19 protein-coding genes are annotated in these 23,227 nt (G+C 72.3%); 8 read left to right on the forward strand and 11 right to left on the reverse strand.

Translation table 11 applies throughout. The features are described 5' to 3' along the window. Positions 1 to 83: 83 nt before the first annotated feature. Positions 84 to 1,901, reverse strand: a complete 1,818-nt coding sequence (locus AB0G52_RS11905) for a prolyl oligopeptidase family serine peptidase (RefSeq protein ID WP_361336084.1) — start codon at positions 1,899 to 1,901, stop codon at positions 84 to 86. Positions 1,902 to 2,021: 120 nt separating this feature from the next. On the opposite strand from AB0G52_RS11905, the gene AB0G52_RS11910 reads away from it, so the two are divergent. Next, positions 2,022 to 2,813: an SURF1 family protein gene (locus AB0G52_RS11910; protein ID WP_361336086.1), complete on the forward strand. Its 792-nt coding sequence runs from the start codon at positions 2,022 to 2,024 to the stop codon at positions 2,811 to 2,813. Positions 2,814 to 2,853: 40 nt separating this feature from the next. On the opposite strand, the gene AB0G52_RS11915 is transcribed toward AB0G52_RS11910, so the two are convergent. The 5 genes from AB0G52_RS11915 to AB0G52_RS11935 form a co-directional block, all read right to left on the reverse strand. After that, the gene (locus tag AB0G52_RS11915; RefSeq protein WP_361336088.1) at positions 2,854 to 3,984 is read right to left on the reverse strand and encodes a hypothetical protein; all 1,131 of its coding nucleotides are present in this window, start codon (positions 3,982 to 3,984) and stop codon (positions 2,854 to 2,856) included. A 116-nt stretch (positions 3,985 to 4,100) separates the two neighbouring features. Then, positions 4,101 to 4,775: a SigE family RNA polymerase sigma factor gene (locus AB0G52_RS11920; protein WP_207921755.1), complete on the reverse strand. Its 675-nt coding sequence runs from the start codon at positions 4,773 to 4,775 to the stop codon at positions 4,101 to 4,103. Between the two features lie 499 nt (positions 4,776 to 5,274). Further along, a complete protein-coding gene (locus AB0G52_RS11925; RefSeq protein ID WP_132889547.1) occupies positions 5,275 to 6,345 on the reverse strand; it encodes an aspartate-semialdehyde dehydrogenase in 1,071 nt (356 codons plus the stop codon). Next, the gene (locus AB0G52_RS11930) at positions 6,342 to 7,613 is read right to left on the reverse strand and encodes an aspartate kinase (protein WP_046732250.1); all 1,272 of its coding nucleotides are present in this window, start codon (positions 7,611 to 7,613) and stop codon (positions 6,342 to 6,344) included. The genes AB0G52_RS11925 and AB0G52_RS11930 overlap by 4 nt, the downstream gene beginning before the upstream one ends. A gap of 190 nt (positions 7,614 to 7,803) precedes the next feature. Next, entirely contained in the window at positions 7,804 to 8,472 is a 669-nt protein-coding gene (locus tag AB0G52_RS11935; RefSeq protein WP_132889548.1) for a TetR/AcrR family transcriptional regulator C-terminal domain-containing protein, read from the reverse strand. A gap of 72 nt (positions 8,473 to 8,544) precedes the next feature. Here AB0G52_RS11935 and AB0G52_RS11940 point away from each other — a divergent pair, with 72 nt between their 5' ends. Continuing rightward, positions 8,545 to 9,930, forward strand: a complete 1,386-nt coding sequence (locus AB0G52_RS11940) for an FAD-dependent monooxygenase (RefSeq protein ID WP_132889549.1) — start codon at positions 8,545 to 8,547, stop codon at positions 9,928 to 9,930. Between the two features lie 30 nt (positions 9,931 to 9,960). On the opposite strand, the gene AB0G52_RS11945 is transcribed toward AB0G52_RS11940, so the two are convergent. The 3 genes from AB0G52_RS11945 to AB0G52_RS11955 all read right to left on the reverse strand — a co-directional run bounded on the left by AB0G52_RS11945 (position 9,961) and on the right by AB0G52_RS11955 (position 11,667). Beyond that, positions 9,961 to 10,623: a DUF5063 domain-containing protein gene (locus AB0G52_RS11945; RefSeq protein WP_132889550.1), complete on the reverse strand. Its 663-nt coding sequence runs from the start codon at positions 10,621 to 10,623 to the stop codon at positions 9,961 to 9,963. Then, entirely contained in the window at positions 10,616 to 11,215 is a 600-nt protein-coding gene (gene recR / locus AB0G52_RS11950; protein WP_046732256.1) for a recombination mediator RecR, read from the reverse strand. The genes AB0G52_RS11945 and recR overlap by 8 nt, the downstream gene beginning before the upstream one ends. A gap of 107 nt (positions 11,216 to 11,322) precedes the next feature. After that, a complete protein-coding gene (locus tag AB0G52_RS11955) occupies positions 11,323 to 11,667 on the reverse strand; it encodes a YbaB/EbfC family nucleoid-associated protein (protein ID WP_132889552.1) in 345 nt (114 codons plus the stop codon). A gap of 296 nt (positions 11,668 to 11,963) precedes the next feature. On the opposite strand from AB0G52_RS11955, the gene AB0G52_RS11960 reads away from it, so the two are divergent. Both AB0G52_RS11960 and AB0G52_RS11965 read left to right on the forward strand, forming a co-directional pair. After that, entirely contained in the window at positions 11,964 to 12,716 is a 753-nt protein-coding gene (locus AB0G52_RS11960) for an SLATT domain-containing protein (RefSeq protein ID WP_361336092.1), read from the forward strand. A gap of 280 nt (positions 12,717 to 12,996) precedes the next feature. Further along, positions 12,997 to 14,151 carry a Gfo/Idh/MocA family oxidoreductase gene (locus tag AB0G52_RS11965; protein WP_361336094.1) on the forward strand — a complete coding sequence of 385 codons (1,155 nt, stop codon included), beginning with the start codon at positions 12,997 to 12,999 and terminating at the stop codon, positions 14,149 to 14,151. A gap of 19 nt (positions 14,152 to 14,170) precedes the next feature. On the opposite strand, the gene AB0G52_RS11970 is transcribed toward AB0G52_RS11965, so the two are convergent. Beyond that, the gene (locus AB0G52_RS11970; RefSeq protein ID WP_361336096.1) at positions 14,171 to 15,700 is read right to left on the reverse strand and encodes a substrate-binding domain-containing protein; all 1,530 of its coding nucleotides are present in this window, start codon (positions 15,698 to 15,700) and stop codon (positions 14,171 to 14,173) included. Positions 15,701 to 15,834: 134 nt separating this feature from the next. Further along, a complete protein-coding gene (locus AB0G52_RS11975; protein ID WP_361336098.1) occupies positions 15,835 to 17,625 on the reverse strand; it encodes a serine/threonine-protein kinase in 1,791 nt (596 codons plus the stop codon). A 209-nt stretch (positions 17,626 to 17,834) separates the two neighbouring features. On the opposite strand from AB0G52_RS11975, the gene AB0G52_RS11980 reads away from it, so the two are divergent. The 4 genes from AB0G52_RS11980 to AB0G52_RS11995 all read left to right on the forward strand — a co-directional run bounded on the left by AB0G52_RS11980 (position 17,835) and on the right by AB0G52_RS11995 (position 23,208). Then, on the forward strand, positions 17,835 to 19,190 hold the full coding sequence (locus AB0G52_RS11980; protein ID WP_361336100.1) for an aspartate aminotransferase family protein: 1,356 nt from the start codon (positions 17,835 to 17,837) through the stop codon (positions 19,188 to 19,190). A gap of 125 nt (positions 19,191 to 19,315) precedes the next feature. After that, positions 19,316 to 20,014: a GntR family transcriptional regulator gene (locus AB0G52_RS11985; protein WP_132889558.1), complete on the forward strand. Its 699-nt coding sequence runs from the start codon at positions 19,316 to 19,318 to the stop codon at positions 20,012 to 20,014. Positions 20,015 to 20,022: 8 nt separating this feature from the next. Then, positions 20,023 to 22,479 carry a dolichyl-phosphate beta-glucosyltransferase gene (locus AB0G52_RS11990; RefSeq protein ID WP_361336223.1) on the forward strand — a complete coding sequence of 819 codons (2,457 nt, stop codon included), beginning with the start codon at positions 20,023 to 20,025 and terminating at the stop codon, positions 22,477 to 22,479. A gap of 78 nt (positions 22,480 to 22,557) precedes the next feature. Further along, positions 22,558 to 23,208 carry a hypothetical protein gene (locus AB0G52_RS11995; RefSeq protein WP_132889559.1) on the forward strand — a complete coding sequence of 217 codons (651 nt, stop codon included), beginning with the start codon at positions 22,558 to 22,560 and terminating at the stop codon, positions 23,206 to 23,208. Positions 23,209 to 23,227: the final 19 nt, after the last annotated feature.

The raw sequence follows: 23,227 nt of genomic DNA on the forward strand, positions 1-23,227 counted from the left end.
GCGTTGTCGGGTGGCTGCGGGTGGGTGGGGGCTGAGCGCGCAGTTCCCCGCGCCCCTAAGGGGGCGCTTCGGGCGGCGTGGGTCTAGAGGGGGGCCTCCGCCTTCTCTTTCAGGTGGCGCTTCGCGAACTCCATCTCCAGCCTCAGTTGCTTGATGCGTTCGTCCACCACCAGGGAGCCGTGGCCCGCGTCGTAGCGGTAGACCTCGTGGGGGGCCGAGCGGGCTGCCAGGCGGGACACGTAGTTGTCGATCTGGCGGATGGGGCAGCGGGGGTCGTTGAGACCGGCCGAGATGTAGACGGGGGCCTTCACGTCGTCGACGTACGTCAGGGGCGAGGACGCGGCGAAGCGGTCCGGGACCTCCTCCGGGGTGCCGCCGAGCAGCGTGCGGTCCATCGCCTTCAGTGACTCCATCTCGTCGTGGTACGCCGTGACGTAGTCGGCGACCGGGACGACGGCGATGCCCACCGCCCAGGACGCGGGCTGGGTGCCGAGGCCGAGGAGCGTGAGGTACCCGCCCCAGGAGCCGCCGGTCAGGATCAGCCGGTCCGGGTCGGCGAGACCGGACTCGACCGCCCAGTCCCGTACCGCGGCGACGTCCTCCAGTTCGATCAGGCCCACCCGGTGCTTCAGCGCGTCCGTCCAGGCGCGGCCGTAGCCCGTGGAGCCCCGGTAGTTGATGCGGACCACCGCGTAGCCGTGGTCCACCCAGGCCGCCGGGCCCGCCGCGAAGCTGTCGCTGTCGTGCCAGGTCGGACCGCCGTGCAGGTCGAAGACCGTGGGGAGCGGGCCGACGGCACCGGCCGGCTTCTGGATCAGGGCGTGGATGGGACCGCCCGGTCCCTCCACCCACGCGTCCGAGACCGGGACCGACGGGGGGCACTTCATACCGGGCGGGTCGAGGACGACCGCGCCCGTCGTGGAGCGGACCACCGGTGGCTCGGCGGCCGACGACCAGAGGTACTCGACCGTGCCGTCCGGGCGGGCCGTGGCCCCGGAGACGGTTCCCGGCGGGGTGGGGATCCGGGTCAGCTCCTGCGTGCCGAGGTCGTAGCGGAACAGTTCGCTGCGGGCCTTGTGGCTGTGCGCGATCAGCAGCGCGCTGCCGTCCGGGTACCACTCGGCGCTCACGTCGCCGGGCAGGTCCAGGATCAGGTCCGTCTGCGCGCCGGTCACGACGTCCCAGACCAGCGGCTCCCAGCGGCCCCGCCGCTGATGGCCGATGAGCAGCCGCGGATCGCCCTCGACCGGGGCGAAGCCCAGCACCTCCAGGCCCAGTTCCTCGGCGCCGCCCCTGGTGTCGTCCAGCTCGGCGACCGTCGTGCCGTCGGGGCGGATCACGCGCAGCGCCGAGTGCATCGCGTCACCGTGCTCGGTGTGCTCGATCGCGATCAGCGACCCGTCGTGGGAGAGGTCTCCGACGCCCGCCGACTCGGCGTGCCGGTAGATCTCCGACGGCTCCTCGCCTGTCCTGACCAGGTAGATCGTCGTGCCCTCGGCATCCGTCGAGCGGCCCACGACGGCTGTGCGGCCGTCCCGGCCGAGGGCCAGGCCCGAGGGGTACGACGGCTCCAGGCCCGGCGTCGCCTCCTCGTCCGCGCCGCCCTCGAAGGGCTGGCGGCGCCAGACGCCGAACTCGTCGCCGTCCTTGTCGTCGAACCACCAGATCCACGCGCCGTCCGGGGAGAGCAGCCCGTCCGTCGTGCCGTTCGGCCGGTTCGTCGCCTGGCGCTGCTCCCCGCTCGCGCGGTCCCAGGCGTACAGCTCGTACGTCCCCGTCGCGTTCGACACGAACAGGGAACGGTCGGGGGCGTCCTCCGCCCAGTCCGGCAGGGAGACCCGAGGGGCGCGGAAGCGCTTCTCCCAGTCCGGCATGTCGCTCTCACTCATGGCCGCAGTCATGGCCCCATAGTGCCTGCCTCCGCCCACAATGCGCTGCTCTCGTCCTCAGCCTGTGGATAACTTTGCGCGCGCCCACCCCCACTCCCAACCCCCCGCAAAGCGCCCCGTACCGTGGACAGGGTGTACCGGTTCCTGCTGACACCCCGCTGGTGGGGCATCAACGTCTTCGTGCTGCTCGCCATCCCGTTCTGCATCTTCATGGGGTCGTGGCAGCTGAGCCGCTTCGAGGCGCGGGTGGAAGCGCACCGCACCGCCGACGAGCAGGTCGTGACGGCCAGGACGGAAGCGGCCCGGCCGCTGGCCGACCTGCTCCCCGTCGACCAGGCCACCTCCGGCAAGCGGGCCGTCGTCAGCGGCCGGTACGCCAAGCAGCTGCTGGTGCCCGACCGGCAGCTCGACGGCCGTGACGGCTACTACGTGCTGACCCTGCTGCGCACCGACTCCGGCAAGGCCCTGCCCGTGGTGCGCGGCTGGCTGCCCGGCAAGGCCGACGCCGCCGCGGCGCCCGCCCCGCCCACCGGCGAGGTCACCGTCACCGGCGCGCTCCAGGCCTCCGAGACACCGGGGGACAACGGCGTCAGCGCCCAGGGCGGCCTGCCGTCCGGGCAGACGGCGGCGATCAGCGCGGCCTCCCTGGTGAACCTGGTGCCGTACCCGGTGTACGACGCGTGGATCACCCTGGACAAGGCCGACGCGGGGATGACGGCCGTACCGGCGGCCGCGCCGGACAACTCGGGGCTCGACCTGAAGGCGTTCCAGAACCTCGGCTACACCGGTGAGTGGTTCGTCTTCGCGGGGTTCGTGGTGTTCATGTGGTTCCGGCTGCTGCGCCGGGAGGCGGAGTTCGCCCGGGACGCGGAGCTCGGGCTGATCCCGCACGAGGAGGCGCAGCAGCCGACGGCCACGGTCTGACCGGCCCCGGCGCGGACGTCCGGGGCCTCGGCCGTGGGCGTCACTGCGCCGCCAGGACCCCGGTCCAGTAGACCGTGCCCGCGCACGCGTTCGGCACCGTCGCCGAGCCGGTCGGGGACCCGGCCTCCGGGGTGTACGAGACCGCGACGCTGCCGTCGGCCGTACCGTCCTCGGTGAGCATCTGGGTGGTGACGCCCTCCGTGCCCGAGGTGGTCGTGCCGGTGCTGCTGCTCGCGTCCTCGGAGGGGCTCGGGGAGGGCGTGCCGCCGGGGTCGGTGGTGCCGCCGGTACCGGATCCGCCGGTCGGGCAGGGGGCCGTCGGGACGAAGGCGAACTTCTCCGCGTAGGCGGCGCCGGGTGCCAGGACCAGGCCGGTGAGTTCGGTGGTCGGGTCGGGGAGCCCGGCCGCCGGGTCGCCCGAGGCGTGCCGGACGGCGACGACCTTGGTGGCGTCGGCCGCGCCCTGCGCGAGGACGCCGACGCTGCCGGGGCCGCCGACGGTACAGCTCGTCGCCGAGACGTTGACGACGCGGAAGGTGCCGTAGACGGCGCCGGTCGAGTCGGGGGCGCCGACGGTGGCCGCCGGGGCGCCGAGCTGGGCGGAGGTGCAGACCGGGGCGGCGGCGCTCGCCGTGGGGACGACCTTGGTGCCGCCGGTGCTCCCGGTGCTCTCGTCCTTGCCGCTGCCCTGGGTGGCGCCGGGGCTCCGGCTGGCCTCCGGGCCGCCGGAGCTGCCCGCGGTGCCGGTGCCGCCGTCCGGGTTCTTGCCGCCGGCCGAGCCGCCCTGGGCCTGGGAGGCCTGGCCGGCCATGGAGGTGTTGGGGTCGGTGCCGCCGGAGTTGGAGACGTGGACGAGGGCGGGGATCGCGGTGCCGATGAACAGGGCGGCGGCCGCCATCCCGACGGCGGCCTGACGCTTGCGGGCCCGGCGGGCGGGCACGGCACGGCGCAGCCGGTCGAGGGCGCCGTCACGGGGCGCGAGGTCGTCGACCGCGGTGTGCAGCAGCCGCCGCAGCGCCAACTCGTCGACGCCGAGCCCGTCCGGGTCCGCGGGGAGCCCGCGGCCGGTCCGGTCGGGGTCGTCACGGAGTTCTTCGTCGGGGTCGTTCCGGAGTTCTTCAGAGCCCTGGCCGAGGCCCTCCGGGCCCTTTTCGTCGGGGCCGTGGTTCACAGTTCCGTTCCCAGCGTGCGATTGCGTGTGCTCTTGCTCGTGGCGTGGTGGCATCGGCTCGTGCCAGAGGTAGGGCTCGTGCCGGTCATGCGAGTCCCGCCCCTCCGCTTCCTCCCTCATACCGACGCCTCCATCACGACCCGCAGCGCCGCGATGCCGCGCGAGCCGTACGCCTTCACCGAACCCAGCGAGATGCCGAGCGTCTCGGCGACCTGGGCCTCGGTCATGTCGGCGAAGTAGCGCAGCACCAGGACCTCGCGCTGCCGGCGCTGCAGTCCCTTCATCGCCTTGATGAGGTCACGCCGCTCCAGCTGGTCGTAGGCCCCCTCCTCCGCGCTCGCCATGTCGGGCATCGGCTTGGAGAGGAGCTTGAGGCCGAGGATGCGGCGGCGCAGCGCGGAACGGGAGAGGTTGACGACCGTCTGCCGGAGATAGGCGAGGGTCTTCTCCGGGTCGCGGACGCGTTTGCGGGCGGAGTGGACACGGATGAACGCCTCCTGCACGACGTCCTCGCAGGAGGCGGTGTCGTCGAGGAGGAGCGCGGCGAGGCCGAGGAGCGAACGGTAGTGCGCCCGGTAGGTCTCGGTCAGGTGGTCGACCGTCGTACCGGCCGCCGCCGTCTCCTCCGCGCCGTCGCGCTGGCTGGGTATGCGGGTGGGCCGCGCTGCGGGCATGGGCGCGATCACCGGCATGCCGCCGGGCGCACCGGGCACGCGGGGGCGCAGGCCGGCGCGGGGCGGCCGTAGGGCCGTCGCGCCGCGGGGCGCACTGAGTTCGAGAACCTCTGCCACGCAAGTTGGACACACTCACCCCCGCCGGGGTTGTACGTGCCGAGCATCACTTTCACATCGGACCCGCGGGCGCCGGGCCCAGCCGTCGCGTCGGGTCGCCCTGCCGGCCGGCGCGGCGTCGCCGTGGCGCACGGTGCCGCTCTTCGCGCGTCCGGCCGTACACCCGACGGTGCCTCAAGTGCCGTCATGCGTCCCGCTCTTCCCCTATATCCCATATGAACGGGCGTCCCCACGCCCCGATCACGGCGTCCCCACGCCAGGATCATGCGTCCGCACGTCCCGAAGGCCGCCGCGTAAGCGCCCGGTAAGAGGGCGATCGCAAAGACGCTCCCCGCCGCCCGCGTGGTTGCGGAGGACGGGGAGGAAAATCTTCGAACGCCGAGGCCCCCCGGTTCAAGAGGTCCGGACCATGCTCCGGACCACATTTCTTAGGGGAATCCTCACCATGGGCCCGCTCCCATCGAGAACGTTCCCCCTGGTCACCGGCCATTCACGCGCGCTACGCCGTTCCTGAACGGCCGGTCAGCTCGGCCGCCACGAGCTCGGCGATCTGCGCGGTGTTCAGCGCGGCCCCCTTGCGGAGGTTGTCCCCGCAGACGAACAGTTCGAGCGCGGTCGGGTCGTCGAGCGCCCGCCGCACCCGCCCGACCCAGGTCGGATCGGTGCCGACCACGTCCGCGGGCGTGGGGAACTCCCCGGCGGCCGGGTTGTCGAACAGGACCACACCCGGGGCGGTGTCGAGGATCTCCCGGGCCTTGTCCACGGTGACCTCGCCCTGGAAACGGGCGTGCACGGTCAGCGAGTGCGTGGTGACCACCGGCACCCGTACGCAGGTGACCGCGACCGGCAGCTTCGGCAGCCCGAGGATCTTGCGGGACTCGTCCCGCACCTTCATCTCCTCCGACGACCAGCCGTCCTCCCGCAGCGACCCGGCCCACGGCACGACGTTGAGCGCGACCGGCTCCGGGAACGGCCCGGTGTCGTCCCCCACGGCCCGCCGCACGTCCCCGGGCTTGGTGCCCAGCTCCGTACCGGCGACCAGCGACAGCTGCGCCCGCAGCGTCTCCACGCCGGCCCGCCCGGCCCCGCTCACCGCCTGGTACGACGACACCACCAGCTCGCGCAGCCCGAACTCGGCGTGCAGCGCGCCCAGGGCGACGATCATCGACAGGGTGGTGCAGTTGGGGTTGGCGATGATCCCGCGGCGCCGGTTGCGGGCGCAGTGCGGGTTGACCTCGGGGACCACGAGGGGCACGTCCGGGTCCATCCGGAAGGCGCCCGAGTTGTCCACCACGACCACGCCCCTGGCGGCGGCGACCGGCGCCCAGCGCGCGGACACCTCGTCGGGGACGTCGAACATGGCGACGTCGATCCCGTCGAAGGCCTCCTCGGACAGGGCGACGACCTCGACCTCCGCCCCGCGCACGGTCAGCTTGCGGCCGGCCGAGCGCGGGGAGGCGATCAGGCGGATCTCGCCCCAGACGTCCGCCCGCTGGGACAGGATCTGGAGCATCACCGTGCCGACGGCCCCGGTCGCCCCCACGACCGCGAGCGCCGGCTTGGCAGTCATCGGCCGGTGCCCCCGTAGACCACGGCCTCGTCGGTGTCCGAGTCGAGTCCGAAGGCGGAGTGCACGGCGCGCACGGCCTCCGGCACGTCGTCGGCGCGGGTGACGACCGAGATGCGGATCTCGGAGGTCGAGATCAGCTCGATGTTCACCCCGGCGTCGGACAGTGCCTCGAAGAAGGAGGCGGTGACGCCCGGGTTGGTCTTCATGCCCGCGCCGACCAGCGAGATCTTGCCGATCTGGTCGTCGTAGCGCAGCGAGTCGAAGCCGATGCCCGGACGGTTCTTCTCCAGCGCGTCGATGGCCTTGCGGCCCTCGGTCTTGGGCAGCGTGAAGGAGATGTCCGTCAGGCCGGTGGCCGCGGCGGACACGTTCTGCACGACCATGTCGATGTTGATCTCGGCGTCGGCGATGGTCCGGAAGATGGCTGCGGCCTCGCCCGGCTTGTCCGGCACACCGACGACCGTGATCTTGGCCTCGGAGGTGTCGTGCGCGACACCGGAGATGATGGCCTGCTCCACCTTCTTGTCCCCAATCGGCTTGCTGCTGACCCACGTGCCCTGCAGTCCGCTGAAGCTGGACCGCACGTGGATCGGGATGTTGTAGCGGCGGGCGTACTCCACACAGCGGTGGAGCAGCACCTTGGAACCGGAGGCGGCGAGCTCCAGCATGTCCTCGAAGGAGATCCAGTCGATCTTCCGCGCCTTCTTCACCACGCGCGGGTCGGCGGTGAACACACCGTCGACGTCGGTGTAGATCTCGCAGACCTCGGCGTCGAGCGCGGCGGCGAGCGCCACGGCCGTCGTGTCGGAGCCACCGCGCCCCAGCGTGGTGATGTCCTTCTTGTCGGCGCTGACGCCCTGGAAACCGGCCACGATGGCGATGTTGCCCTCGTCGAGGGCGGTGCGGATGCGGCCGGGCGTGACGTCGATGATCCGGGCTTTGTTGTGCACGGAGTCGGTGATGACGCCCGCCTGGCTGCCCGTGAACGACTGGGCCTCGTGGCCCAGGTTTTTGATCGCCATGGCCAGCAGGGCCATGGAGATGCGCTCTCCGGCGGTCAGCAGCATGTCGAACTCCCGCCCGGCAGGCATCGGGGATACCTGCTCGGCGAGATCGATCAACTCGTCCGTCGTGTCGCCCATCGCGGAAACGACGACAACCACCTGGTTGCCGTTCTTCTTCGCTTCCACGATCCGCTTGGCGACGCGCTTGATGCCCTCGGCATCGGCAACGGAGGAGCCTCCGTACTTCTGCACGACAAGGCCCACGTGCGCTCCTCGCTCGGTTCGTTTGTGTCGGCTCAGTCTAACGAGCGTCCGAATTCCACCAGACTGCTCCCGCATGGTGAGACATCGCACGGGGGGTGTTCGGCGGCGGCCGCTCGCGTCCGGAACGGAACCTGCCCAGCGCACGCCCCGTCACGCGGAAAGTGCCCCGGCTCACAGAGAGGCACGCGGCTCAGCCCGGGGCAGGCCGGGGCGCCACCCCGTACCGGGCCCCGATCCCCGCGATCACGACCGCGAGACCTTCCTCGAACTGGCGGTCGTAGTCATCGAAGAGGAACGCGCCGGCCGCCGCCGCGAGGGGGTGGTCGGACAGGCGGCGGGCGCGGTCGGCGATGTCGGTGCGGGCCTTCTCGCCGCCCGGCAGGGGGCGCATGCCCTGTTCCTCGATGACGAAGCCGAGGGTGTAGGCCTGGGCCGTGCGGCCCGCGTCGACGGCCTGGGCGAGGGTGAGCCCGGCGGCCGTCAGCAGGCGCAGGTTCGCCTCCATGGCCGGTGCGTGGTCGGTGCCGGTGAAGCGTGAGCCGCTGAAGACCTTGGCGCCGTCGCGGTAGCCGAGCAGCGCGGCGCGCAGGCCGCGGTTGTCCTTCAGCAGGCGTTCCTGCCAGGTGTCGGCGGGGTCGAGTTCGGTGCCGGCCGCCATCCGCCGGAACATCTGCGTCGCCATCTCGTCGAGCAGCGCCTGCTTGTCCTTGAAATGCCAGTACAGAGCGGGCGCCTTGACGTCCAGCTCCTTCGCGATGGCGCGCAGGGTCAGCCCGTCGAGGCCGACCTCGTTCAGCAGCCGCAGCGCCGCGTCCGCGACCCGCGCACGGTCCAGGGGGGCTCGTCGTTCCGTACTCACGCTTGACAGCTTAACAACGTTAAGGGCACTCTCGTGACCGATGGCACTTAACGACGTTAAGGAGATGTGGTCATGGATACGACGGATGTCCTGATCGTGGGTGCGGGCCCCACCGGGCTCGCCCTCGGCATCGACCTCGCCCGGCGCGGGGTGGCGGCCCAGCTCGTGGAGCGCGAGGACGCCCTGTTCCCGGGCTCGCGCGGCAAGGGGATCCAGCCCCGCACCCAGGAGGTCTTCGACGACCTCGGCGTCATCGACGCGGTCCTCGCGGCGAGCGGGCCCTACCCGGACCGGATGGTCTGGCGGGACGGCGAGCAGGTCGGCGAGGAGTCGATGTTCGAACCCTTCGAGCCGGACGCGGGCACGCCCTACCCCGTGCCGCAGATGATCCCGCAGTGGCGCACCCAGGAGATCCTGTACGCCCGGCTCACGGAACTGGGCGGGAAGGCCGCCTTCGGGCGCGAGGTCACGGGCCTGGAACAGGACGCGGACGGCGTGGACGTGGCGTTCGCCGACGGTACGACGGTCCGCGCGCGCTACGTGGTGGCGGCCGACGGCGGACGCTCGGTCGTCCGGCGGGCCCTCGGCGTCGGCATGACCGGCGAGACCGTCGACCCGGCGCCGTTCGTGGTGGCGGACCTGCGGGTGCGGGGCCTGGACCGGGCGTACTGGCACGCCTTCCCGGCCACGGACGGCAGCGTCCTCGGGATCTGCCCGCTGGCCCGCACCGAGGAGTTCCAGCTGGCCGCACGGCTGCCGGCGGACGCGGAGCCGGACGTGACCGAGGACGGGGTGCGCGACCTGGTCGCCCGGTACACCCACCTGTCCGCCGCGGACGTGACCGAGGTGCGCTGGGCCTCGGAGTTCCGGCCCCGGGCGGCGCTCGCGGACCGGTTCCGGGTGGGCCGGGTGTTCCTCGCGGGCGACGCCGCGCACGTGCACTCGCCGGCCGGGGGGCAGGGCCTGAACACCAGCGTCCAGGACGCCTACAACCTCGGCTGGAAGCTGGACGCGGTGCTGCGGGGCGCCCCCGAGCCCCTGCTGGAGACGTACGAGGAGGAGCGGCGGGCGAACGCCGCGGCCATGCTGGAGCTGTCCACCGGCGTGCACCGCGGCGAGGTCCGGCGGGGCCGGGCCACCGTCCAGCTCGGCGTCGGCTACCAGGAGTCGTCGCTCAGCGCCGAGACCCGGGCCGACCCGGGACCGGTGCGCGCGGGCGACCGCGCCCCGGACGCCGCGGTCCCCGGCGGGCGCCTCTTCGACCTCTTCCGGGGACCGCACTGGACCCTGCTGGGCACGACCGCTGCCCCGCGGGCGGACGTACGGACCCTGGCGTCCGCCCCCGAGTCGTACGGCCCCGGCGTCTTCCTGGTCCGCCCCGACGGCTACGTCGGCTGGGCGGGCGAGACGGTCACGGAGGACCTGGCGGCGTACCTCGCCGGCGTCGGCATCCGCTGAACCCCGCCCCTCACCGGGCCCGGGAGCCGCCTACCTGGTCGAGGTGCGGGCTCCCAGGCCGCCGATCTCCTGCTGCATGACCTGGCCCGCCTCGAACTCCAGGGTCTCGTCGCCGATGGTGTCCTGGTCGGTGTCCAGGCCGTCCAGTTCCTCCAGGGGCTGGTTCAGGCGGACGTGGATGAGGACGGACTGGAGGGCGCGCAGGACCGCGGAGGCGGTGGGGCCCCAGTTGGAGAAGTAGGAGAACTGCCACCACCACAGGGCCTCCGTGGTACGGCCCGCCCGGTAGTGGGCCATGCCGTGGCGCAGGTCGGTGATGATGTCGGCGAGGTCGTCCGAGATCCGGGCCGGCACGGGGGCCTTGCGGGGCTCGTACGGGTCGAAGACCTCGGAGTAGACGTCGATCGGGTCCAGGAGGCGCGCGAAGTTCTCGCGGAGCTGGTCGACGTCCGGCTCCGGGCCCAGGTCCGGCTCGTAGCGCTCGTCGGGGACGATGTCCTCGTGTGCGCCGAGGCGGCCGCCGGCCAGCAGGAGCTGGGAGACCTCCAGGAGGAGGAAGGGGACCGCCGAGTCCGGCTCGTCGCCCTTCGCCACCTCCGTGACGGCCACCAGGAAGCTCTCCACCTGGTCCGCGATCTGGACCGCGAAGTCGTCCGGGTTCAGCGTCGTGTCGTGCAGCGTGGCGTCAGACATCTAGGAGTCGTCTCCCCTCGAAGGCGCGCCCGAGGGTGACCTCGTCCGCGTATTCCAGGTCGCCACCCACCGGGAGGCCGCTGGCCAGGCGGGTGACCTTCAGGCCCATGGGTTTGATCATGCGGGCGAGGTAGGTGGCCGTGGCCTCGCCCTCCAGGTTCGGGTCCGTGGCCAGGATCAGCTCCGTGACCGTGCCGTCGGCCAGCCGGGCGAGGAGTTCCCTGATGCGCAGGTCGTCGGGGCCGACGCCCTCGATCGGGCTGATCGCCCCGCCGAGCACGTGGTACCGGCCCCGGAACTCCCGGGTCCGCTCGATCGCGACGACGTCCTTGGGCTCCTCCACCACACAGATCACCGTGGGGTCGCGGCGGGCGTCGCGGCAGATGTTGCACAGTTCCTCCTGTGCCACGTTGCCGCAGGTCGCGCAGAAGCGGACCTTCGCCTTCACCTCCAACAGGGCCTGCGCGAGACGCCGTACGTCCGTGGGCTCCGCCTGGAGGATGTGGAAGGCGATCCGCTGCGCGCTCTTCGGACCGACGCCGGGCAGCCGCCCCAGCTCGTCGATGAGGTCCTGGACCACGCCTTCGTACAACGGACTGCCCTTCCTGGAGTCTTTCGGTACGTACGGTAGTTGGCTGCCGCCCGTCCTAGGAAGGCGGTACCGGTGTCGCGTGGGCGACGAACATCAGAACGGCCAGTTCAGAACGGCAGCCCGGGGATGCCGCTGCCGCCGCCCAGACCCTGGGCCAGCGGGCCCAGTTTCTGCTGCTGGAGGGTCCCCGCGTTCTCGTTGGCCGCCTGCACGGCCGCGACGATCAGGTCGGCGAGGGTCTCGGTGTCGTCCGGGTCCACCGCCTTCGGGTCGATCTTCAGCGCGCGCAGCTCGCCGGAGCCGGTCACGGTGGCCCGTACCAGACCGCCGCCCGCCTGTCCGTCGACCTCCGTGTTCGCCAGCTCCTCCTGGGCCCGTGCCAGGTCCTGCTGCATCTTCTGGGCCTGCTGGAGCAGCTGCTGCATGTTGGGCTGGCCACCACCGGGGATCACGATCAGCTCCTGGATGTCGGTTCTCGGTTGTCCCGTTGTGCATGAGCCTACGTGGTCGACGCAGCCATCGCCCCGCCACTCTTTCGAGTGAGAATCACTGGAGGCCTATACCTGATCAAGGGCCACTTCTGGGCGGAAAAGACGCGAAAGCCAAGCCTTCGCCACCCATTGGGCGGTAGGAAGGGTTCCCGTCGTCAGCATCCATTGTCAGGCCCCGCGCGGTGGCCGGCGTCGTGTTCAATGCCATGGCCCGTGTCACGGGACGTGACCGGTGGGGATCAGTTAGGGAGTGCCTGGTGGGTCAGCCGGAGATGCAGCCCGAGGGACCGCGTCAGGACGGGCGGGGCGAGGGCGCGGCCGGACTGCGGCCGGGCGATCTGGCCGGGCGGGCGTTCCCGCTCGGGGACTGGGGGGAGCCGGCCGAGCGGCTCGACGAGCTGTACCGGTGGGTGGAGCGCGGGGCGCTGGAGACGGCCGCGTGGTACCTGACGGACCGGGTGTGGAAGCGGCGAGGGGCGCGGGCGCTGCGCGGCGGGGCGGCCGTTGGGGCGGTGCTGGGGGCTGCGCTGCCGCTGCTCGACCTGACCGGGGTGGTCGGCGGGGTCGCGCCCTGGGGGTATCTCGCGCTGCTGACGGCGGTGGCGTGCGTGGGGGTCGACCGGTTCTTCGGGGTGACGTCCGGCTGGATAAGGGACATGGCCACCGCGCAGGCCGTGCAGCGGCGGCTCCAGGTGCTCCAGTTCGACTGGGCGTCGGAGAGCGTGCGGGAGGTGCTGGGGCCGGCGGAGGGGACGGCGAGCGAGGCGGCGGAGCGGTGCCTGGCGGTGCTGCGGAGGTTCTCGGAGGACGTGACCGAGCTGGTCCGTACGGAGACGGCCGACTGGATGGTGGAGTTCCGGACCGGGTCGGCGCCGCTGGCGATCCAGGCGGCGGGGGCGGCCGGGCCGCGGGGGGAGGCGGGGCAGCTGCACGGCCGCTTCCCGCTGCCCCCGGGGACGAACGGGGCCCGCCCGAACATGCCCCGGCAGCGCCCTCCCGAGCCCAGATGAGGTAAGGGGGGCGCGCCTCACCGGTCGACCGCGGGTGCGCCGTGGTCCCTCGCGCAGTTCCCCGCGCCCCTTCGGGGGCACGTCGGTCGAGCGCCCCTTCAGGGGCGCGGGGAACTGCGCGACCAGCCACGACGGCGCCGCGGACGGGCGACGGCGCTCACCCGTCCCCCGGATCCGGGATTGTAAGGACGCCCGTATGTCTTGACATCTGCGGAAGCGGGCCCGCATCGTGGGCGGGCAGTCTCCGGAATGGTCCAAAGCAGCGGTGGAGGGGCAGCCCATGGTGCGTGCGCTCGGCGTCGCCGTCGTCGGATTCGGCTGGATGGGACGGGTGCACACCCAGGCCTACCAGCGGATCCCCCACCACTACCCGCAGCTGGCCGTGCGCCCCGAGCTGCTGACCGTCGCCGAGGAGGTGCCGGGCCGGGCCGAGGAGGCCGCCGGTGCCTTCGGGTTCCGGCACACCACCCGGGACTGGCGCGAGGTCGCCGCCGACCCCCGGATCCACGCCGTCAGCATCACCGCGCCGAACTTCCTGCACCGTGAGATCGGCGTCGCCATGGCGGAGGCCGGCAAGCACATCTGGATCGAGAAGCCGGTCGGACTGACCGCCGAGGACGCCACCGCCGTCCGGGACGCGGTCCGCAAGGCCGGCGTCCAGGGCAGCGTCGGCTTCAACTACCGCAACGCCCCCGCCGTCGCGTACGCCCGTGAGCTCATCGCCTCCGGCGAGTTGGGCGCCGTCACCCATGTCCGCATCCGGCTCTTCAGCGACTACGCGGCCCACCCCGACGGCGCCCTGACCTGGCGCTACGAGCGGGCCCGCGGCGGCGGAGGCGTCCTCGGCGACCTGGCCTCGCACGGCGTCGACCTGGCCCGCCACCTGCTCGGGGACATCACCGCGCTCGCCGCCGACACCGCCGTCTTCATCCCCGAGCGCGCCCGGCCCAGCGGCGCCACCGCCGGCCACACCCTGGCCACCGGCGGCGCACTCGGCCCGGTCGAGAACGAGGACTACGTCAACTGCCTGCTGCGCTTCGCCTCCGGTGCCCGCGGCGTCCTGGAGGCCTCCCGGATCTCGGTCGGCGAGCAGAACAACTACGGCTTCGAGGTGCACGGCACCAAGGGCGCCGTCTTCTGGGACTACCGGCGGATCGGCGAGCTGGGCGTCAGCCGCGGCTCCTCCTACCAGGACCAGCCCGTCAGCACCGTCTTCGTCGGCCCCGGCCACGGCGAGTACGCCGCCTTCCAGCCCGGCGCCGCCAACGCCATGGGCTACGACGACCTCAAGGTGATCGAGGCCCGCACCTTCCTGCGCTCGATCGCCGAGGGCACCCCGTACGGCGCGACCCTGGACGACGCCGTGCACAGCGCGACCGCCCTCGACGCGATGAGCCGCTCGGCCGCGTCGGGCACCTGGGAGAACGTCGGATGAGGGCGGCCCACCCGGTGCCTCACGCGCACAACTTCATCCCCACCGGCGTGTAGCAGGGCACGTGCCCGTACGACCGGATCGCCGCCTCCCCGTTCCCCTTCTCCACGTACGCCAGGAAGCGCGACGCCAGCGAGTCCGGGACCGGCTGCCCGTACGTGTACGCGTACTCGATCTCCCGGTACGGGTACGGGCTGGTGCCGCGTTCGATCGCCTCCACCGAGGGGGCGTGGCCGTCCAGGGAGAGGACGCGCAGCCCCTTCGCGCCGGCCGCCACGTTCAGCTCCGCGTAGCCGACCGCCTCCTTGAGCCGGGCCACCTCCGACAGCACCTGGTCGGTCGAGTCCAGCTCGCAGCGGATCACCTTCGCCGTCGGGTCGTCCTTGTGGACGCAGTCGACGGAGGAGTTGGCGATCTCACCGCGCCCCAGCACCCGCCGTTGGAACACCTGCCGGGTCCCGGAGTTGGCGTCCCGGCTGACCAGCCGCACCGGCAGGTCGGGGCCGCCCAGCTGCTTCCAGTCGGTGATCTCCCCCCGGTACAGCCGGCGCACGTCGGCCGTGGACAGGTCCGTCAGCCCCACGCCGTCGTTGACGACCAGCGCGAACACCACCAACGCGACCCGGTTCTCCTTCAGTTCGGGCATGTCGACGGGTTTGGGGCCGTCCGAGAGCGCCATCACCGGCGGGGAGCCGTTCTTCTTCCAGGCGGCGCCGGCACCGTCGAGGTCCCTGATCCCGGCCGTCGAGCCGTGTGCGTCGACGTGGATCGAGGCCCCCTCGCACTCCTTCTCGTAGCTGCGGGCCGCGTCCTGCATCACCGGGGCGAACGCCGTGGAGCCGTACACCTGCAACGAGCCCTTCGCGCAGCCCATCGGCGGCGGGTGGTCGTCGCGGGCGACGACGATCGTGGCGAGGGTGAGCACGCTCAGCGTCAGCATGATGGTGATCAGCCGGGAGGCGCGGCTGAACAGGGGCGTCGCGTCGTCCGGAGTGGCGCTGCGGTTGGTGTGCACCTCGCCGTCGTGCAGCCCGCCGATGAGTCTGATCTCCCGGCCGACGTCACCGCCGGAGAGCAGCACGAGCAGCTTGAAGTGCTCGCCCGCGTTGAGCGGGACGCGCGGGATGCGCAGGGTGTTGCCCGCGTAGCCGAAGCCGCGCTCCGGGGTGAAGTGCGGCATGAGGTGGTCGCTGTCGGTCGGCTGGGTGACCGAGACACCGCGGATGGTGCGGTCGCTGAACACCGCCGTGAGCCCGTGCAGTTCGGGGCTGGTGTAGTCGTCGCGGCCGATGCCCTGGGAGCCGTCGTTCTCGATGCGCAGCAGGACGAGGGTGGCGTCCGCCATGTCCGGGGCCTCGTCGAACAGACCGAGCCGTCTGCCGATCCGCCCGGAACGGACGTCGTCGCCGATCGGGTTGTCCATCTGGACCCGGTAGCCGATCCGTTTGCGGCGCGGCACCCGGCGCTCGTACCAGAAGATGCCCGCCGACGCGACGATGCCGGCCGCCGCGGTGCCGACGGCCACGATGTTCTCCGCGCTCAGCCACTCCATGTGGGTGCCCCCGCCACTCCCCGGAGCCGGATGGTGGGGTCACCGTAAGGGGCGGGACGGGGGCACGAAGGGACAAAAGGGGCGACCTTCCGGATGTTCTCCGAAGGTTCAACTACCTGTGTCGGAGCGGGAGTTCACCCTTTGCTGTACGTCAGGCTCTCGCCGCCGCCCTTCGTCGCGCGCTTCAGCCTGCCGTCCGGCAGCAGGGTCACCTCGGTGGGGTCACCGGCGGTGCACGACGAGAGCGGCTTGCCCGACGTGACCTTGGACGGCCCTATGTCCAGCGGCCCGCCGGCACCGGGGCGGCCGGCGAGCTTCGCCGTGAACTCGCAGTGGTAACCGGGTCCGGCGGCGACCAGGGTGAGGACCGTGTCGCCCACCGCGCCCTGCCGGATGGTCAGTTCGCGGGTGTTGTGACCGGTGGAGTTGTCTATGGCGGTGGTCCAGGTGCCCAGGAAGGCGGTGGGCACCAGCGAGCTGGTGGACGCGGAGGGCGACGGGGTGGGAGTCGGCTCCTCGGAGGTGGTCGGGGCGGCGGCCGAGGTGGTGGGGGTGGGCCCGCCGGGCGCCTTGGCGTCGTCGCCGCTGCCGCCGTCGTTCAGGAGCGCGTAGACGGAACCGCCCGCGGCCAGCATCACGATCAGGGCGACGGTGACGAGGAGCGCGGTGGAGCGGGTGCGGCGGGGTTCGTCGGTGGCGTCGGGATCGTAGGGCGGGGGCGGCGGGGGCGGCGGGGTGTAGACCGGCGGGGTGGGGGCCGGGTCAGGGGTGACGACGGTGGTGTAGGGGTTGTACGGGGTGGGCTGGGGGTGGGGTTGCGGGTAGCCGTAGGCGGGGTGGGCCGCGGTGTGTTCGGGGGGCGTGCTGTGCTGGGGTGGCTGCGGGTGGGCCGTGGCCGGTCGCGCCCCCGCACCGGCAGCCGCGGGTCCGGTGCCGCCCCGCACCCCCGGGTCGCTCGTCCCGTGCGCCCCCTGATCGGCCGGGGTCCGCAGGGCGCCGTACACCGTCGGGTCCTCCACCTCCAGCAACTCCACGGCGTGACGGCCCAGTTGGGCCACCAGGGAACCGGGCAGCCAGGGGTCCCTGGAGCGCCCCTGTTCGACCGTGTCGACCGCTCCCGTCCGGGCCAGGATCGCGTCCAGGGACGGGCGGGACGCCGGGTCCTTGCGCAGGCAGTCGCGGACCACGTCGGCGATGCCCTCGGGGAGACCGGAGAGGTCGGGGTCCTCCTGGGCGATGCGGAACAGCACGGCGTGTTCGCCGCCCCCGGTGGAGCCGAAGGGCAGCCGGCCGGTCGCCGCGTAGGCCAGCACCGAACCGAGGCAGAAGACGTCGGACGCCGGGGTGATCCGGTCACCGCGCACCTGCTCGGGTGCCATGAAACCCGGCGAGCCGACCAGCGAGCCGGTCCGGGTGAGCCCCTCCCCCGGCGAGGTCTCCAGCGCCCGCGCGATACCGAAGTCGATGACCCGGGGACCCTCGATCGTGAGCATCACGTTGGACGGCTTGAGGTCGCGGTGGACGATCCCGGCCGCGTGGATGTTGGCCAGCGCGTGCGCCAGCCCGGCCGCGAGGATGCGCACCGACCGCTCGGGCAGCGGCCCGTGGTCGTGCTCGATGACCCGCTGGAGGCTCGGCCCGGCCACATAGCCGGTGGCCACCCAGGGCACCTCGGCCTCGGTGTCGGCGTCCAGCACGGGCGCGGTCCAGAACCCGCCGACCCGCTGGGCGTTGCGCACCTCCTGCCGGAAGCGCGCCCGGAACTCCTCCTGCGCGGCCAGCTCCGCCCGCACCAGCTTCACGGCGACCGTACGGCCCCGCTCCGACCGGGCGAGGTACACGTGCCCCATGCCGCCCGCACCCAGCCGCGCGAGCAGCCGGTAGCTCCCGATGTGCTGCGGATCCCCCGGCCCCAGCTTCTCCATGGCAGATCCGCCCCTCCTCCACAGGTGTGATCGAGCCGAGAATATTCCGGCCGTGCGGGGCGCCGAGCCCCGCCCTGTCTACGGTTCCGTAACAGGTACGGACGGCCGGGCACATCCACCGGTTGTGGACAACGTGTCGCGGAATCCGCCGGAGCACGGAACATGTCGCCGATACCGCGCCCCCTCCCGGCGCTCCTACGCTCCCCGCCATGACCCCTCAGCCCCATCCCCAGGCCGGAGCCGCCGTGAAGGCGGCCGATCGTGCGCACGTCTTCCACTCGTGGTCCGCGCAGGACCTCATCGACCCGCTGGCCGTGGCCGGCGCCGAAGGGTCGTACTTCTGGGACTACGACGGCAGGCGGTACCTGGACTTCACCAGCGGGCTCGTCTTCACCAACGTCGGCTACCAGCACCCGAAGGTCGTCGCCGCCGTCCAGGAGCAGGCCGGGCGGATGACGACCTTCGCGCCCGCCTTCGCCGTCGAGGCGCGTTCGGAGGCGGCCCGGCTGATCGCCGAGCGGACGCCGGGCGACCTGGACCGGATCTTCTTCACCAACGGCGGCGCCGACGCGATCGAGCACGCGATCCGGATGGCCCGGCTGCACACGGGCCGCCCGAAGGTGCTGTCCGCGTACCGCTCGTACCACGGGGGCACGCAGCAGGCGATCAACCTCACCGGCGACCCGCGCCGCTGGGCCTCCGACGGCGCCGCCGCCGGGGTCGTGCACTTCTGGGCGCCCTTCCTCTACCGCTCCCGCTTCTACGCGGAGACCGAGGAGCAGGAGGCGGCCCGCGCGCTGGAGCACCTGGAGACGACGATCGCCTTCGAGGGGCCGGCGACCGTCGCCGCCGTCGTCCTGGAGACGATCCCCGGAACCGCCGGGATCATGGTGCCGCCGCCGGGATACCTCGCGGGGGTCCGGGAGATCTGCGACAAGTACGGGATCGTCTTCGTCCTGGACGAGGTGATGGCCGGGTTCGGGCGGACCGGTGAGTGGTTCGCCGCCGACCTGTTCGGGGTCGTACCGGACCTGATGACCTTCGCCAAGGGCGTGAACAGCGGGTACGTGCCGCTCGGGGGCGTGGCGATCAGCGACCGGATCGCCGAGACCTTCGGGAAGCGGCCCTACCCGGGCGGCCTGACGTACTCCGGGCACCCGCTGGCGTGCGCCGCGGCCGTCGCCACCATCGGCGTGATGGCGGAGGAGGGGGTCGTCGAGAACGCCCGGCGGCTCGGCGCGGAGGTCGTCGGGCCCGCGCTCGCCGCGCTCGCCGAGCGGCATCCGAGCGTCGGCGAGGTGCGCGGCACCGGCATGTTCTGGGCGCTCGAACTGGTGCGGAACCGGGAGACCCGGGAGCCGCTGGTGCCGTACAACGCGACGGGCGAGGCGAACGCGCCGATGGCCGCGTTCACGGCGGCCGCCAAGGAGCGCGGCCTGTGGCCGTTCGTGAACATGAACCGGACGCATGTCGTGCCGCCGTGCAACGTCACCGAGGCGGAGCTGAAGGAGGGGTTCGCCGCGCTGGACGCCGCGCTGGGCGTGGCCGACGAGTACACGGTGTGAGGTCACGGGCGGCCTTCCCCACAGAGAAGACATACGAAGGCAACCCGAACGCGTAAGGTGGCGTGCTCGTAGATGTACATGTAAGCGAGCACGTCACCCGAACGCGTGAGGAGAGGCACCCGACGATGCCCGGCAACGGCGCTGTGACGCGCAGTACCCTGCGCCAGCAGATCGCGGACGCGCTCCGTGACGAGGTGCTCGCCGGGCGACTCCAGCCGGGTCGCGAGTTCACGGTCAAGGAGATCGCGGAACAGTACGGGGTCTCCGCCACGCCGGTCCGCGAGGCCCTGGTCGACCTGTCCGCGCAGGGCATCCTCGAAGCCGACCAGCACCGCGGCTTCCGCGTCCCCGAGTACACCCTGGCCGACTACCGGGGCATGATCGAGGCGCGCAGCATGGTCATCGACGGCATGTTCCACGCGCTGGCCGACGGCCACCACCCCGCCTTCGAGGACCCCCAGAGCCCGCGCGTCGCCGCCGCCCTGGCGACGGTCCGCCGCCGCGGCGAGGAGGCGCGGCGCGCCGCGACCGCCGGTGACCTCATCATCCTCATCGGCTACGACCTGCGGTTCTGGCGCGAGCTCTCCGCCCTGTTCGGCAACCCCTACCTCGGCGACTTCCTGCACCGGCTGCGGGTCCAGTCCTGGGTGTGCGCGGTCCAGCAGCTGCGGCGGCTGCCCGATCTACGCGGGTATCTGTGGGCGCGGCACACGGAGCTGGTGGACGCGGTGGTCCGCCGTGACGCGGAGACCGCCCGGGGGATCGTCGCCGCGTACAACAGCCACTCCCTCGCCCTCATCGAGCGACTGTCGGAGAACGGATGACGGAGCCCATGGAACGGGCCGCAGCGGAACGCGCCGACGCGGATCGGGCCGACACGGAGGAAGTCGGCCTTTCCGTCGTCATCCCCGCGTACAACGAGGAGGAGCGGCTCGGGCCCACCCTCGACGCCGTCACCCGTTACCTCGCGGACAACGAGAGCCGTTTCGGCTGCTGGGAAGTGATCGTCTCCGACGACGGTTCGACCGACGGCACCCGCGAGGTCGCCGCCCTGGCCCACCCGCGGGTCCGGCTGGTCGCCGCCGACCGCAACCGGGGCAAGGGCAACGCGCTGCGCCTCGGCGTCGCCGCGACGACGGGCGCCCGGGTGCTGGTCACCGACGCCGACCTGGCCGCCCCGATCGAGGAGCTGGAGCGGCTGGACAAGGCGCTCAGCGAGGGCAACGCGGCGGCGATCGGCTCGCGTGCGGTGCCCGGCGCGGAGATAGCCGACCACCAGCACCGGCTGCGCGAACTGCTCGGCCGGGCCGGGAACCTGCTGATACGCGCGACCGCGGTGCCCGGCCTCAGGGACACCCAGTGCGGTTTCAAACTGTTCGACGGCGACCTGGCCCGTGAGTCGTTCGCCGCGTCCCGCCTCGACGGCTGGGGCATCGACGTGGAGGTCCTCCAGCACCTGCACCGGGCCGACCACCCCATCGCCGAGGTCCCGGTCCGCTGGAGCCACCAGCCGGGCTCGAAGGTGGGCCCGCTGGACTACCCGCGGGTCCTCGGCGACCTGGTCCTGCTGCGGGTGCGCCGGCTGCGCCCGACCGACCTGCTGGTCGCGGCCCTCTTCCTGGTCCTGTCCGTGGCGCTGTACTCGCACCGGTTCTTCGACCCCGGCCACCGCTACCTCGTCGACTCCATCCAGGACCAGAACCAGTGGGAGTGGTTCTTCGCGGTGACCGCGGACAACCTCGCCCACCTGCGCAACCCGCTCTTCTCCGATCTCCAGAACTTCCCCGACGGCGTGAACCTGATGGCCAACACGGTCATGCTGGGCATGTCCGTCCCGTTCGCCCCGCTCACCCTGCTCGCCGGACCGGCCGTCTCGCTCTCCGTCTGCATGGCGCTGGGCCTCGCCGCGACCGCCGTCGCCTGGTACTGGCTGATCGTGAAGCGGGTGACGCGGCACCGGGGCGCGGCCTTCGTCGGCGCGGCCCTCGCGGCCTTCGCGCCGCCGATGGTCAGCCACGCCAACGCGCACCCGAACTTCGTGATCCTGTTCATGGTCCCGCTGATCGTCGACCGCGCCCTGCGGCTGGCGGCCGGCGCACGCGTCCGGCGCGACGGGATCGTGCTCGGCGTGCTGACGGCCTACCAGGTGTTCCTGGGCGAGGAACCGCTGCTGCTGGCCGCGCTGGGGATGGCGCTGTTCGCCGGCGCGTACGCGGCGGTACGCCCCGACGTGGCGAAGGAGGCCTGGCGCCCGCTCGGCAAGGGGCTGCTGGTGGCCGGGGCGGTCTGCCTCCCGCTGGTGGCCTTCCCCCTGTACTGGCAGTTCACGGGCCCGCAGAGCTACCACAGCGTCCTGCACGGCGACAACGCCGGAAACAGCCCGCTCTCCCTGCTGGCCTTCGCCGAGCGCTCGCTGCTCTTCGGCGACGCGGCCCGTGCCAACGAGCTCTCCCTGAACCCGACCGAGCAGAACGCCTTCTACGGCTGGCCGCTGGTCCTGCTCGCCTTCGCGATCGTCGTACGACTGTGGGAGCGGCCGCTGGTCAGGGCGCTGGCGTTCACCTCGCTGGCCGCGGCGGTGCTGTCGCTCGGCCCGAAGATCCGGATCCCGCTGACCGACACGGTGTACCCGGGCCCCTGGGCGCTGGTGCGGAAGTTCCCGCTGTTCGAGTCGGTGATCGAGGGCCGGGTCGCGATGATCTGCGCGCCCGCGCTGGGCGTCCTGCTGGCCGTCTATCTGGAGAAGGTGCTGTCCACCCAGCGGATCGGCACCCTCTACGCCGGTCTGCTCGCGGTCGCCCTCGCCCTGCTCCCCATCGTCCCCGCGCCCCTGAAGGCGGTCCCGCGGGAGCCGGTCCCGGCGTTCATCACGAGCGGGGCGTACAAGGCGTACGTGGGCCGGGGCGAGTCCCTCGTACCGCTCCCGCTGCCCGACCCCGGCGCCGCGGAGGCGCTGCACTGGCAGACCGCCGCCGACCTCGGCTTCAAGGTGCCCGGCGGATACTTCAACGGCCCGTACGGCGATGATCGCATCGGAATCTACGGCGCCGTCCCGCGCTACACCTCCGACATGCTGCGGGACGTCCGCTACACCGGGAAGGTGCCGGTGATCGGCAGGAACTGGCGGGCGCAGGCGAAGAAGGACTTCGCGTACTGGAAGGCGGGCGTCCTGGTGGTCGCCCCGCAGCCCAACGACGACAAACTCCGGCAGGCCGTCACGGCACTGACCGGAAAACCCGGTAAGTGGACGGGCGGGGTCTGGGTATGGGACCTGCACGAGGGGGGCTGACCGCCCCCGCACCGACTACGCTTCCCTGACCACCTGTCGGAACGCCACGTGCGAACGCGCTGATACGAGGAGCCCTCTTTGGCCTGTGACCTCTGGCTGGTACCGCTCGTCGACGTGTTGTGCCACACGCCGGACAACCCGTTCGCCGAGGAACTCGCGCAATACAACAAGGTGCTCGCCGAGGCCGGGCTGCCGCCGGTGCCGGTGTACCAGTACATGCCGGGCCTGTCCGGCGAGGTGGCACCCGTGGCCGGCTTCGACTACGACGCGCTCCACTTCCTGCGCCGCGCGTACCTGCTCCAGGTCTGCGGCCTGCCCGTGTCCCCCGTGGACGACCTCGGCGGCGACTACGAGCAGCTCCTGGAGATGTTCGAGTCCACGGCCCAGCAGTCCCACCTCGTGTGGCACTACGACCACGCCGGCGCCTACGTCCCGGTCGACTTCCCCAGCCCGCTCTCCAGCGACGAACTCCTCGCGAGCGGCGGCCCGCTGGGCTCCTCGCACGCGCTGCTGCGCGAGCTGGAGTACGTCGCACCGTCGATCGGCATCGACCCGGCGAACCCCCCGGCCGCACCGCAACCCCCCGCCGTCCCCACCGACTTGGAGGAACCCGCGGTCCCGGCCCCCTACGACCCCAGCCCCTTCGCCCGGGAACGGCACGTATGGCTGGGCCTGCACGCGGCGGCGACCCGCAGCCTGGCCCAGGGGTCGATGATCGTCTTCAGCTGACGGTCCGTGAAACCGCCCC

Source organism: Streptomyces sp. NPDC021562 (assembly GCF_040640875.1).
In the GTDB taxonomy this organism is placed as follows: Bacteria; Actinomycetota; Actinomycetes; order Streptomycetales; family Streptomycetaceae; genus Streptomyces.